This is a genomic window from Paragemmobacter ruber, assembly GCF_009908315.1.
Lineage (GTDB): Bacteria > Pseudomonadota > Alphaproteobacteria > Rhodobacterales > Rhodobacteraceae > Paragemmobacter > Paragemmobacter ruber.
In genome coordinates, this window is sequence record NZ_JAAATW010000001.1 from 531,017 (window position 1) to 543,292 (window position 12,276).

At 67.3% G+C, this 12,276-nt stretch carries 11 protein-coding genes; 3 read left to right on the forward strand and 8 right to left on the reverse strand.

Annotation, left to right across the window (positions count from 1 at the left end; genetic code table 11):
• Nucleotides 1-114: 114 nt before the first annotated feature.
• A complete protein-coding gene (locus GU920_RS02615; protein ID WP_161765414.1) occupies nucleotides 115-1,107 on the forward strand; it encodes an aldo/keto reductase in 993 nt (330 codons plus the stop codon).
• A gap of 50 nt (nucleotides 1,108-1,157) precedes the next feature.
• Here the strand turns inward: GU920_RS02615 and GU920_RS02620 are convergent, their stop codons facing one another.
• A complete protein-coding gene (locus GU920_RS02620) occupies nucleotides 1,158-1,796 on the reverse strand; it encodes a response regulator (RefSeq protein WP_161765415.1) in 639 nt (212 codons plus the stop codon).
• Nucleotides 1,793-3,250 (reverse strand): sensor histidine kinase, encoded by a 1,458-nt coding sequence (locus GU920_RS02625; RefSeq protein ID WP_161765416.1) that lies wholly within the window; start codon nucleotides 3,248-3,250, stop codon nucleotides 1,793-1,795. The genes GU920_RS02620 and GU920_RS02625 overlap by 4 nt, the downstream gene beginning before the upstream one ends.
• A gap of 185 nt (nucleotides 3,251-3,435) precedes the next feature.
• Between GU920_RS02625 and GU920_RS02630 the strand changes: the two genes are divergently transcribed.
• Nucleotides 3,436-3,699 carry a hypothetical protein gene (locus GU920_RS02630; RefSeq protein WP_161765417.1) on the forward strand — a complete coding sequence of 88 codons (264 nt, stop codon included), beginning with the start codon at nucleotides 3,436-3,438 and terminating at the stop codon, nucleotides 3,697-3,699.
• A 114-nt stretch (nucleotides 3,700-3,813) separates the two neighbouring features.
• Here GU920_RS02630 and ilvD read toward each other — a convergent pair whose 3' ends face one another.
• The 5 genes from ilvD to GU920_RS02655 all read right to left on the reverse strand — a co-directional run bounded on the left by ilvD (nucleotide 3,814) and on the right by GU920_RS02655 (nucleotide 9,390).
• Nucleotides 3,814-5,655: a dihydroxy-acid dehydratase gene (ilvD, locus tag GU920_RS02635; protein ID WP_161765418.1), complete on the reverse strand. Its 1,842-nt coding sequence runs from the start codon at nucleotides 5,653-5,655 to the stop codon at nucleotides 3,814-3,816.
• A 70-nt stretch (nucleotides 5,656-5,725) separates the two neighbouring features.
• Nucleotides 5,726-6,841, reverse strand: coding sequence for a fumarylacetoacetate hydrolase family protein (locus GU920_RS02640; RefSeq protein WP_235933007.1), 1,116 nt, complete (start codon nucleotides 6,839-6,841; stop codon nucleotides 5,726-5,728).
• A 175-nt stretch (nucleotides 6,842-7,016) separates the two neighbouring features.
• Nucleotides 7,017-7,658, reverse strand: coding sequence for a nucleoside/nucleotide kinase family protein (locus GU920_RS02645; RefSeq protein ID WP_161765420.1), 642 nt, complete (start codon nucleotides 7,656-7,658; stop codon nucleotides 7,017-7,019).
• A gap of 108 nt (nucleotides 7,659-7,766) precedes the next feature.
• Nucleotides 7,767-7,946 carry a hypothetical protein gene (locus tag GU920_RS02650; protein WP_161765421.1) on the reverse strand — a complete coding sequence of 60 codons (180 nt, stop codon included), beginning with the start codon at nucleotides 7,944-7,946 and terminating at the stop codon, nucleotides 7,767-7,769.
• The gene (locus tag GU920_RS02655; protein WP_161765422.1) at nucleotides 7,939-9,390 is read right to left on the reverse strand and encodes a capsule biosynthesis protein; all 1,452 of its coding nucleotides are present in this window, start codon (nucleotides 9,388-9,390) and stop codon (nucleotides 7,939-7,941) included. Before GU920_RS02655 ends, GU920_RS02650 begins: the two co-directional genes overlap by 8 nt.
• Before the next feature lie 41 nt (nucleotides 9,391-9,431).
• Here GU920_RS02655 and GU920_RS02660 point away from each other — a divergent pair, with 41 nt between their 5' ends.
• Nucleotides 9,432-10,265, forward strand: a complete 834-nt coding sequence (locus GU920_RS02660; RefSeq protein WP_161765423.1) for a class I SAM-dependent methyltransferase — start codon at nucleotides 9,432-9,434, stop codon at nucleotides 10,263-10,265.
• Between the two features lie 9 nt (nucleotides 10,266-10,274).
• On the opposite strand, the gene GU920_RS02665 is transcribed toward GU920_RS02660, so the two are convergent.
• The gene (locus GU920_RS02665; RefSeq protein ID WP_235933009.1) at nucleotides 10,275-12,206 is read right to left on the reverse strand and encodes a glycosyltransferase; all 1,932 of its coding nucleotides are present in this window, start codon (nucleotides 12,204-12,206) and stop codon (nucleotides 10,275-10,277) included.
• Nucleotides 12,207-12,276 lie beyond the last annotated feature (70 nt).

Sequence of the window (12,276 nt, forward strand, 5' to 3'; positions counted from 1 at the left end):
CTGCGGGGCGACGGGGGCGGAACGCCCCCCGGCGGAGCCGACGCGGCAGCGGAGGCGACACAAAAGGAATGCGGGCCGGAACGGCCCGCGCAATTCTGGCAACAGGAGCGTGACATGACCCTCTCGACCACCCAATTCGGCAGAACCGGCCACACCGTCACCCGCATCGGCTTTGGCGCCTGGGCCATCGGCGGCAGCTGGGGCGACGTGTCCGAGGCCGAGGCGAAAGCCACGCTTGAAGCCGCGCTCGACGCGGGCATGACCTTCATCGACACCGCGGATGTCTATGGCGATGGCCGCTCTGAACGCATCATCCGCGACGTGCTCAAGGCGCGCGGCGGCGCCCGCCCCTTTGTCGCGACCAAGGCGGGCCGGCGCCTGTTGCCCCACATCGCCGCGGGCTACACGACCCAAAACATCGAAGCCTTCATCGACCGCAGCCTGACGAACCTCGGGCTTGATTGCCTCGACCTCGTGCAGCTTCACTGCCCGCCGACCGAGGTCTATTACACCCCCGCCCTGTTCGACGGGCTGGAAGCCCTGAAAGCCAAGGGCAAGATCGCCCAATGGGGTGTCTCGGTCGAAAAGGTGGAAGAGGCGCTCAAGGCCATCGAATATCCGGGCTGCGCCTCGGTCCAGATCATCTACAACCTCTTCCGCCAGCGTCCCGCCAGCCTGTTCTTCCGTGAGGCAAAGGCGCGCGGCGTGGCCACCATCATCCGCGTCCCGCTCGCCTCTGGCATGCTCACGGGAAAGATGACCGCCGCCAGCACCTTCGCCGCCGACGATCATCGCAATTTCAACCGCAATGGCGAGGCGTTTGACGTGGGCGAAACCTTCTCGGGCGTGCCCTATGACGTGGCCCTGCAAGCGGTGGAGGAGTTGCGCCCCCTCGTGCCCCAGGGTGCGAGCATGGCGCAATTCGCCCTGCGCTGGATCCTGATGGAAGAGGCCGCGACCGTGGTGATCCCGGGGGCGCGCACGCCTGCACAAAGCATCGCCAATGCGGGGGCGGATGCCCTTGCCCCCCTGCCCGTGGCCACGATGGAGGCCTGCCGCGACGTCTATGCCCGCCTGATCGCGCCGCATGTCCACCAGCGCTGGTAGCGCGGGACTGCGGCCGGCCCGGCCCTGCGACATCCACAGGTCACGCGGCCCTAAAGGCCCATCTCCCGCGCCTTGAGCGCCGCTTCGACCCGGTTTCTAACCTGCAGCTTCTGCAGGATGTTGGTCATGTAATGCTTGACGGTCTTTTCCTGCAGGTCCAACTCGCGCGCGATCTCCTTGTTCGATCGCCCGGTCGCGACCAGGCGCAGGATCTCGGCCTCGCGCGGGACCAGCGCCTCGGCTTCGGGCACCTCGCGCGGGCCGCGCCCTTGCATGGAGGCAAGCACGCGGGCGGCGAGCGCGGGCGGAACGTAGGATCCGCCCGTGGCCACACCTTGCAGCACCTCGACCAGTTCCGCAGCCGAGACACCCTTGAGCACATAGCCGCGCGCCCCGGCGCGCAGGGCTTCCAGCAGATCGTCATCCGCCTCGGATATGGTGAGCATGACGATCTTGATCGCGGGGAAGCGGGCCGAGATGGTGGCGGCGGCCTTCAGGCCGGACCCTGGCATCGACACATCCAGCAGCACGATGTCGGGCATATGCGCCTCGACCTTTGCGACAGCCTCCAGAGCGTCGCCCGCCTGCCCCACGACGACGAAGGCACCGCTTTCCACAAGCGACAGAACCACCCCTTCGCGCAGGAGGGGATGGTCATCGGCCACGACGATCTGGATGGGTTCGGTCATGCCATCCCGTCCAGTGCCAGCCGGATCGTCAGGCGCGCGCCCTTGCCCGGCGCGGCATTGACCTGAAAACTGCCGCCGATGCTTTCCACACGTTCCCGCAAACCGGCAAGCCCGATGCCCCTTGCGTTGCGACCCCAGACCCGGCCATTGAAGCCCGGCCCATCGTCGGCGACGAACACGATCAGACGCCCGGCCTGCTGGTGGCATCCGACCCGCACCGGGGCCCCCGCCGCGTGGCGGAAGGCGTTCATCAGCCCTTCCTGCACGAAGCGGTAGACGCAGATCAGGATCGGATGCGCCGGGGCAAGATCCGGCCACGGCCCGCCCGTCAGATCGCGTTCAACCGTGGTGCCTGTCCGCCGCTCATGCGCACCGATGGCCCGTTCCAGTGTCTGGGGGATGGACAGCCCTTCCAGTTCCGGCAGGGTCAGCCCCCGGCACAGGTCGCGCACATCATGCAGGGCGGCATCTAGAACCTCGCGCAGCGCCAGCGCCTCGGGGTCGTCCGCCGCGACCGATGCGCGGCGCACCAGCGCATCAAGCCGCAGCGAGGCCAGCGCAAGCGCCTGCGCCGGGCCGTCATGCAGTTCCGCGCTGATCCGGCGCATCTGGCGTTCGTTCATCTCGCTCACCCGCTGCGCCGCCCCCTGCACCCGCGTGCGCAGCGCCGCGTTCAGGGCCGAGACGCGGGCAAGATCATCAAGCCGTCCGGCCAGCGCGCGGTTCTGCGCGGCAATCGTATGGCTGCCCGCGCGCACGATCCCGAACAGCGCCGCGAAGGTCGCGGCCGTCACCGCGATCATCATCGCCCAGGCACGCGCCTTGGCCGCCCAAAGGTCGGCCTGCAGTTCTGACGCCACCAGATAGAATTCCGCCACCGCGATAACTTCGCCCGTCACGATCGAATGGATCGGGTTGTAGACCTCGAACAGCGGAACCCCGGTTTCACGTTCGGCCGCGCTTTCATCCCCCTCAAGCTCATCGAAGCTGGCCGAAAGCTCCCCCTGCCAGGCGTCGCGCAAGGCCGCATCTTCGGCAAAGCGCTGCCCGATCAGACCGCTGTCGCTGGCAAAGGCGATCAGCCCGCCCTCGCGCCAGATCTTCACGGATCGCACGCGGTCGGCGAGGGGTTCGCTTTCCAGCAAGACGCGCATCCGGTTCAGCGTTTCGTCCGTGAAGGCCTGACGTTCGGCAAGCTCCTGCGACAGGGGGGCGATGAAACTTTCCATATAGACCGCGCTGGAGATCGCCGCATTGCGGACAACGCCGGTTTCGATGGACTCCGTGACCACCTCGCCCATGGCGAACATGCCGATCAGGCTGACAAGGCTGCCGACGATCGCGAAGCGATGATGCAGGGGCCGCGCCGCAAAGCGGCTGCGCAAGGACGGGCGCCGGGCGCTGCGGGCATCCGCGCCGGACGGCGCGAGGGGGGACGTCTCATGCAGGGTCATGCGCGAAGGATGGCCGAGAACAGGCCTTCACGCCAGCATTCAGACAGGTCGATCAGACCTTGGTCTGATGCGGTTTCGGGCTGTGGTCGCACACCCTTTGGAGGAGGTCCGGCACGGGTAGCCCCGCGCCGCGGTTTCAGACTTCATCGCCATATCGGGCACTGTCGCCCGACGGGAGAAGTCTGATGATGATGAGTTCCTATCGCGGCATGGCCGCAGCAACCCTGACGCTGGCCCTTTCCGTTGCGGTGGCCCCCCTGCCCGCGGCCGCACATATGGGTGATGGCGCCCCGGCGACGAAACAGGCGATCGCCACCGCGCCCGCATCGCCCGAAGCGGGTGTTGAAATGGCCCGCCGCGGGCGCGGTGCCGATGATGGCCCCGGCCATGTGCGCGGCGGCGGCAAGGGGCGTGGGCGCGGCGCCGATGACGGCCCCAACCACACCTGACAGGGGCGTGCCAGGGGGCGCCGCACGAACAGGCGAACCCTACAGCCGCCACAGACCAGTATGCCCGGGCCTTGCCCGGGCATACTGCAAATCATCCCGGCCAAGGGCGCCCGATCAGGCGCCTTCGGGCAGCACCCGCACCGCGCCCTTGTCGGCCGATGCCGCGAACAGCGCATAGGCCTTCAGCGCCGTGGTCACCTTGCGCGGCCGCGGTTTGGCAGGCTTCCAGCCCAGCTTGTCCTGTTCCGCGCGACGGGCGGCCAGTTCGGCATCCGAGATGCGCAGGTTGATCGTGCGGCTGGGGATGTCGATGTCGATCATGTCGCCGTCACGCACCAGCCCAATCGCCCCACCCGACGCGGCCTCGGGCGAGGCGTGGCCGATCGACAACCCCGACGTCCCGCCCGAGAAACGGCCATCCGTCAGCAGCGCGCAGACCTTCCCCAGACCCTTCGATTTCAGGTAGCTGGTGGGATAAAGCATCTCTTGCATCCCCGGCCCGCCCTTGGGGCCTTCGTAGCGGATCACCACCACATCGCCGGCCTTCACCTCGTTGTTGAGGATGCCCGCCACCGCGTCATTCTGCGATTCGTAGACTTTCGCAGGGCCAGAGAAGACAAAGATCGACTCATCCACCCCGGCGGTCTTCACGATGCAGCCGTCCAGCGCGATGTTGCCTTTCAGCACGGCCAGACCGCCCTCTTTGGTAAAGGCATGTTCCGCCGACCGGATCACGCCCTTTTCACGGTCGAGGTCCAGTTCGGCATAGCGCTTGTCCTGGCTGAAGGCGGTGGCCGAACGCACATTGCCCGGCGCGGCCTTGAAGAAATGGCGCACGCTTTCGTGGTTCGTGCGGCTGATGTCCCAGTGATCCAGCGCGGCCCCCATCGTGGGGGAATGGACCGTCACGCAATCGCGGTGCAGAAGGCCCGCGTTATCCAACTGGCCCAGGATCGCCATGATGCCCCCGGCGCGGTGGACATCCTCCATATGGACATCCTGTTTGGCCGGGGCGACCTTGCACAGACAGGGGACCTTGCGCGACAGGGTGTCGATGTCATCCTGATTGAAGTCGATCCCGCCTTCATGCGCGGCGGCAAGGATGTGCAGGATCGTATTGGTCGAACCGCCCATCGCGATATCCAGCGCCATCGCGTTTTCAAAGGCCTTCTTGTTCGCCACGTTGCGCGGCAGGATGCTTTCGTCGTTCTGTTCATAGTAGCGCTTGGCCAGATCGACGATCAGATGCCCCGCCTCGACGAACAGCCGCTTGCGGTCGCCATGGGTGGCAAGGGTCGATCCATTGCCGGGCAGCGACAGGCCCAGCGCCTCGGTCAGGCAGTTCATCGAATTGGCGGTAAACATGCCGCTGCAGGATCCGCAGGTCGGGCAGGCGGCCTTTTCGATCTCTTCCACCTCGGCATCCGAATATTTCTCGTCCGCCGCGACGACCATCGCATCCACGAGATCCAGCGCGATTTCCTTGCCCTTGATGATCGCCTTGCCCGCTTCCATCGGCCCACCAGACACGAAGACGGCAGGGATGTTCAGCCGCATCGCGGCCATCAGCATGCCGGGGGTGATCTTGTCGCAGTTGGAAATGCAGACCATCGCATCGGCGCAATGGGCGTTGACCATGTATTCCACGCTGTCGGCGATGATTTCGCGCGAGGGCAGCGAATAGAGCATCCCGTCATGGCCCATGGCGATGCCGTCATCCACCGCGATGGTGTTGAACTCTTTCGCCACGCCCCCCGCAGCCTCGACCTCGCGCGCGACCATCTGGCCCAAGTCCTTCAGGTGGACATGGCCGGGCACGAACTGGGTGAAGCTGTTCACAATGGCGATGATCGGCTTGCCGAAATCGCCGTCCTTCATGCCTGTCGCGCGCCAGAGGCCACGGGCACCGGCCATGTTGCGGCCATGGGTGGTGGTGCGGGAACGGTAGACGGGCATGGCATCTCCTTGGTCTGGCGTATCGGGCCGACATGGCACTCGTGCCACGTCGGGTCAAGGCGCGGGCCTGCTAAAGAAGCCCGCGAGAGGCAAGATTGCGCATCAGGGCGCCCGCGCCGAAGGTCCATTCCGGGGCCTCGGTCGACAAGCGCACGGTATTGGTCAGCGATCCCAGTTCGGCGGCGGAGATCGTCACCACGTCGCCAAGATGATGGGTGAACCCCTGCCCCGGCGCATCCCGATCAAGGACCGGGGCGAACATCGTGCCGCAGTAAAGGACAAAGCCATCGGGATACTGATGATGCCGCCCGCGCGCCTGCGCCACCAGATCGGCCGGATCGCGGCTGATCTCGGACATGGAGGATTGCCCTTCCAGAACAAAGCCGTCCTCGCCCTGCACGGTCAGGGACAGTTCCATCCGGCGCACATCCTCGATCGAGAAGCTGTCGTCGAAGACGCGGATGAAGGGGCCAAGGCTGGCGGCGGCGTTGTTGTCCTTGGCCTTGCCCAAGAGCAGCGCCGACCGCCCCTCGACATCGCGGAGGTTGACGTCATTGCCCAGCGTGGCGCCCACGATGCGGCCTGACGAATCCACCGCCAGCACCACCTCGGGTTCGGGGTTGTTCCACTGGCTGATGGGGTGCAGCCCGACGCTCGCCCCCCAGCCGACGGCGGCCATGGCCTGTGCCTTGGTGAAGACCTCGGCATCCGGGCCGATCCCCACCTCGAGATATTGCGACCACAACCCTTCCTTCTGCAGCAGGCGTTTCACCTCGGCCGCCTCGTCCGATCCGGGGACAAGGTCGCGCAGGCTGTCGCCGATCACCTCGGCCACGCGGGCGCGGATCGCTTCGGCCCGGGCAGGATCGCCACCGGCGCGTTCCTCGATCACGCGTTCGACCATGGAACGCGCAAATGTCACGCCGCAGGCTTTCACCGCCTGCAGGTCCACCGGGGCGATCAGGCGCGTGATCCCGCCCGTCGCCTCGACCGATGCCTGTGCAAGCCCGTCCAGTGACCCGATCACCTCGCCCGGGATGGATTCCACGAAACCGGGGATGTCTTCCTGTTCAAGAAGATCGCGCATGGTGGGCGCCTCGCGGGTCGTGATATCCACAACATCCGCACCGCGCACCGTCACCACTGCCGGGCCGATCCCCCGCCGCCACGCGCGGCCGACGAACATGCCCCCTTCCGGCAGGTTCAACATTCCTTCCCCCCGAACTCCCCCAGTCGTTGCCGCCCTTTCTGCGCAGGGTCGGCGCGAAGGGCAGGCGCAGGAGGTTTATCGCCCCAACCTGCGCCCGGCAAGCCACAGAAGGTGCATTTCCGCGGCAGATTTAGCGGGTGCGGGGACGGCCCTAGCCGTTGGGAAGCAGGTAGTCGGCGTCCCGGCTTTCCGCCATCACCGTGCGGCCATTCGGCAGATCATTTCCATCCAGTTTCCACGCGATTTCGTCCGCCGTCAGGTTGTAATGCATCCAGCGCGCCGCAAGCCGGGCGCGCAGGACAGCTTCGGGCACGTCCACCAGAACCGCCACATCGAAAAGCGGGCGCAGCCGCGACCAGGGCGACCGCCCCAGCAGCAGATAATTGCCCTCGACGATGATCACCGGAACGGCCGCCGGGATCAGGCGCGCCCCGGCGCGGGCGATCTCGATATCGCGGTCAAAGACCGGCACGGCGACGAAATCCTCGTCCCGCGCCCGGATGCGGTGCAGCGTATGATACAGGCCCCCGACATCGAATGTGTCGGGTGCGCCCTTGCGGGGGCGCAGGCCGGCGGGGACCAGATGCAGATCGTCATAGTGATACCCATCCATCGGCAGCACCGCCGCCATGTCGGGGGCATTCGCGTTCAAACGCGCGGCCAGGGTTTCGGCCACGGTGGACTTGCCCGATCCCGGCGCCCCGGCCAGCGCCGCGATGACGCGTCGGCCCCCCGCGGCGCGGTCGGCCAGCAGATCGGCAAGGGCGGCGATGTCGATGGTTGGGGTGGTCACCTTGCACCTCGGGTCAGGGATGATGACCGGGCTTATAGCGCGGCTGTCGGTCTTGCGCACCCCCGCCCTCGGGAAAGGCCATCCGTTCCGGCCCCGGGTGGCTTTGCCTTAGTGGACCGGCTCACCCAGACGGCATTGCAGCAAAGCCACGAATTTTTCGCGGAACTCGGGCGTGCCGGAGAGGATCGTCATCACCTCATTGGCGCCCCACTGGCCCACATCAATCCGCCCGGTGCGCGACCATTCTCCGATAAGCGCCTGAAGTTCCGTCAATTCACGATCATACATCGGTGCGTTCTGCCCTTTTCTTGTTGTCATGCCGGAATAGCGGGGATGGGCTGGCGGAACAATTCGACTGAAGTCCCGCCGCAGGGTGCAAAAGGGGCCGCGCGGCGGGGCCTTCGTCCCATGGGGCGATAGGAAGGCCCATATCCCGCGCGCGGGCAAGGCGCGGTGGCGGGGTCACGAAGGCCCCGGCCGGGCGGGCAAGCCCGGCCTCAAGCAGGGCCGTGAAGGCCGCGACCCCCGCGCGCCGCCCCTCGGGCGAAAAGAAATCACCCCGCACATGCAGCGCCGCCGCCATCAGACGCACCAGCGCCGAAACCCCCGCCGGATCAGGCCGTTCCGGCCTCTGCCAAAAGGCATCAAGGCTGCCCTGATGGGTCAGACCCGGCATGTCATAGGTCGCAATCCCAAGGCATTTGACCGGGCAACCCGCCTGCAGGGCATGCAGGCCCACCGTGCTGTTGATCACCACACAGCCCGCCGCGCGCGACAAAAGCGCCGCAAGGTCGCCGCCGTCGAGGAACAAGACCCTGTCGCCATGTCCCTCTGCCGCCGCCACCTGCCGCGTCAGCCGCGCCCAAGGCACGCGCCCGTTCTCCATCGGATGCAGCTTCACGACCAGCGCCGCGTCGGGCGCCGCATGGGCTGCGTGCGAACGGATGACCTGCTGCAGGAAGGCGCGCGGATCGCCAAAGGCGGAATTGGCGCGGAGCTGGTAATCACCCGCCATCTGCAGGGCCAGAATGTGGAACGGTCGCGCCCCCCCGGTCAGCCGGGCGACCAGACGCCGCGCCGGGCCCGCCGCCCGTGCCGCCGCCAGATGGCGCGGCAGATAGGACAGATACTCCACCAACGGATGATCCACCCGATCCGGCCGGAAACGGGGGTAAAGCGGCCACAGGACCGCGTTGCCCAGATGATAGGCCATTTCCTGCACGGCCTCTTGCCAGAAGGGGTGGCGGAAGCGGCGCGTCATGTCTGGTTCGGGAAAACCCGCCGCCTTCTGGCACACCACCGACAGATCGTCGGGGAAATGGCTGAAGGCCGATTGCCCCCCCTCTTCCACCAGAATCCAGTCCGGGCGCAGATAGCCGAACTCATGCGAGACGCAGACCACGCCAAGACGCCGCGCCGCCCGCTGCGCGGCGACGTGATAGGGATGGCGATCCGCGAAATAGATCAGATGCGTCGTCCCCTGGGCGCGCATCCGTGCTTCGATCCATCCCTCCCAATCGGCGAGGCTGCCGCGATAGCTTTCGCAGTCGGGCCCGTGCCAGAACAGCCAGTCGCCGAAACACAGGTTCACGCGGCGCACGGCATGGCCGCGCGCCGCCAGCGCCCGGCCCAGATCGCGCGCGAAGGCCGAAGGATGGCCCTGCAGGAACATCACGCGCATGGCCATCAGCCCCATCCCCATTGCATCCGGGCCAAGGCTGTGGTCTGCCATCGGACGATGCGCCGCGCGCGCGTTGCCGAAGGTGTTTTCCAGTGCCCGATCTTGTTCGTATCCGGCAGTCCGCTGCCCCAAAACCCATCCGGCTTGCGCTTCACCTGTTCGATCTTGCCGCCTATGAGGTGCTGTACAGGTTTTCGCCCGTGCGGCGGAAACGGTTCTTCAACGGGGGCTATCTGCCCCTCTCCCCCGATCTGCAGAGCGTGCCGGAACTGCAGGACGAGGCGGCGGCCGCGATGATGTATCACCTGCTGCTCTGCGACATGGTGGCGGGGCTGTCGCCCGATCCCGAGGCGATCCTTGATGTCGGATGCGGGCAGGGCGGGGGCCTTCTCTATGCGCATCGGCTGTTCCCGAATGCGCGGCTGCTGGGCACCGATCGCAATGGCACGGCCACCCGCATGGCGCGCCGTCTTCTGGATCGCACGGGCCTCGCCACCCTGCGCAAGGGCGGGGGCGATACCATCGCCTTCGCCGACCGCACGGCGGATTTTGTGCTCAGCGTCGGGGCGCCCACCTATTTCGGCCTGTCCCGCTATGTGGCCGAAGCGGCCCGCGTCTGCCGCCCCGGCGGGATCATCGCCTTTTCGGGCGGCTACAGGCAGGGCGATCACGCGGTGATCGAGGCCGAGTCGCGCGCTGCTGCACGGGATCAGGGCCTGCTGTTTCATGCCTATGCCAACATCACACCGCACACCTTTGCCGCGCTTGAGGCCGACATCCCGCGCCGCGCCGCCGAACTGGCCCGCGTGCCTTGGCCGTTCCGCGCCTATGGCTGGAAATGGGCCGACATGCCGGGCAGCGCGGAATACGAGGAATATGCCACAGGCCGCCGCGCGGATTTCGCCTGCGTCTTGCGCAAACCCTGACGTCACCGCCTAGTCCCTTGCCTGCCCGAATTCGCGCGCCCAATGCGCGCGATCCCGCAACGCGGGAAGCCGGTCGCGCCAACGCATCGCGGCCTTCTGCCGCGTCAGCCCGTAGCGCAGCGAAAGCCAAAGCGCGCGCGCCAGAAGGCGCAGGAACAGACCCTTGCGCGGAAGCATCACAAGACAGCGCCGCCCCTGCGGCTCCAGCGCCAGAAGATAGGGCGCGCCTCCGATGGCGAGCGGATCGGGGGCGCCGATCTGCAGCGTCGTGATCTGCCGGGGGCGCAGCCCGATCAGGATCCGCAGCGTCAGCAGGGCGGCCGATGTCACGGTCAGCGGGCGCGACGCGGCCACGTCATAGGCCGCGGGCTGGCGCATCCCCGCCACCTCGGGAACCTGCCGCCGATCCGGCATCGGCAAGACCTTCATCGCTTCGACCAGACGGCGGTGACGGGCGGCCCCGTTCGGGCGCAAGGCCACATCCGGGCCGCCAAGGAAATCGGCCACCGCCATGAGGCTGGCCGCAGCGGCACGGTAGCGGTGGACCAGCAGGTGGTGCATGGCCCAGCCCAGAACCTGCAACGCCCCGGGCGGCGGCGCCAGGGACGGATGTGAGGCGGCGGTGATCAGACCGTTGCGCAGATCGTAATACTGCACCATGCCCACATGCTTGTACCGCACCGAGGCATGCCAGACCCCCAGCCCGGGCAGCGGCACTGTCGGCACGCCTGACGCGCGCAGCCGCAGGCCATACTCGATGTCGTCGCCCCGCAGGAAGATGGGCGTCGGCAAACCACAGGCGCGTATCGCCCGCAGGGGGATCAGGCTGAACCACCACCCGTTGTAATGCACGTCGGGACAGCGGTCCCAGAATTGCAGCGCCCCGGGCGCTGCCAGATCAAGATGGCTTCCCTCCATCCGGGGCAGCCAGTTTTCACCCAGCCGCCCCCATGCCTCTTGCAGGCGGGCCGGGCATTCCAGCTCGATCGCCTGCCCGCCCACCACCACATCGGCGGCGGCATGGGCCGCAAAGGCCGCCGCACGCGCGATGATGCGCGGGTCCAACAGGATATCGTCATCCATCAGCAGCAGATGCGTGGGCGCCTCTGGGGCCTCCATCGCCTCGACCATGGCGCGGGCAAAGCCGCCGCAGCCGCCCAGATTGGGTTGCTCCACGACGTGGAACAAGGGGCGGTCCAGCAAGGTGCGAAGGCCCTCGCCGCGGAAGGCGGGTCCGTGGTTCACGACATGGACGCGCAGGAGATCGGGCATCACGGTCGCCAGATCGGCCAGCGCGCGCGCGGTCGGTTCAAACAGCGCCTCGCGGTCATGGGTCACGATCCCCACGGCCAGCCGCACCTCGCGCGCGGGCGGGCGGTCAGAGACAAAGGCGATCTCGGCAATCCGCGCTTCCGACAGCGCTTCGACAGACAGGCTCAGCCTTACGGCATCGGCGGCCATCGCCTCGTCCCAGATCCAGCGGAGGCTCACCTCCACGTCGCCGGGATGATCCCAGACGGCAAGCCGCCGCGTCCGCCCGCCGGGAAAATGACCCACCAGCCGCAACCGCAGCGCCCCGTTCGCCCGGCAGGTGATGCCCACGCGCCGGATCCCCGCCCGCGCCCGCCAGAAATCGAGGAAGAAGGCGTTGAAAAAGGTATCACCCTCCAACCGTCCGCCCGGCGAAAGGTGCAGGCTGCCCCGTCGCCCAAGGCGGACGCGGCTGGACGGGCCGAGATACAGCTCATTCGGCGCGCCCGGCATGGGGGAAAGCAGCACCTGCAGCCGATGCAGGCCCGCACGCCGGGCCGTCGATGGCGTTGGCGTGGCCAGGGGATCGGCAAACGTGCCCCTCGCTGACCCGGTATCGCGCAGAAGGTCTGCCTGATCGTCGGGATCCAGCAGCATCGGATGGTACAGTTCGCCCGAGGCATCCGCCATCATTACCCCCTGCCCCCTGTGGTACAGGCCAGCGGCCCGTGCCTCCGCACCGGGTTGGCCACAGGGCGGC

Coding starts and splice junctions, on each gene's coding strand:
- GU920_RS02615 (WP_161765414.1), top strand. CDS start 115: ATGACCCTCTCGACCACCCAATTCGGCAGAACCGGCCACACCGTCACC.
- GU920_RS02620 (WP_161765415.1), bottom strand. CDS start 1,796: ATGACCGAACCCATCCAGATCGTCGTGGCCGATGACCATCCCCTCCTG.
- GU920_RS02625 (WP_161765416.1), bottom strand. CDS start 3,250: ATGACCCTGCATGAGACGTCCCCCCTCGCGCCGTCCGGCGCGGATGCC.
- GU920_RS02630 (WP_161765417.1), top strand. CDS start 3,436: ATGATGATGAGTTCCTATCGCGGCATGGCCGCAGCAACCCTGACGCTG.
- ilvD (WP_161765418.1), bottom strand. CDS start 5,655: ATGCCCGTCTACCGTTCCCGCACCACCACCCATGGCCGCAACATGGCC.
- GU920_RS02640 (WP_235933007.1), bottom strand. CDS start 6,841: ATGTTCGTCGGCCGCGCGTGGCGGCGGGGGATCGGCCCGGCAGTGGTG.
- GU920_RS02650 (WP_161765421.1), bottom strand. CDS start 7,946: ATGTATGATCGTGAATTGACGGAACTTCAGGCGCTTATCGGAGAATGG.
- GU920_RS02655 (WP_161765422.1), bottom strand. CDS start 9,390: ATGGCAGACCACAGCCTTGGCCCGGATGCAATGGGGATGGGGCTGATG.
- GU920_RS02665 (WP_235933009.1), bottom strand. CDS start 12,206: ATGGCGGATGCCTCGGGCGAACTGTACCATCCGATGCTGCTGGATCCC.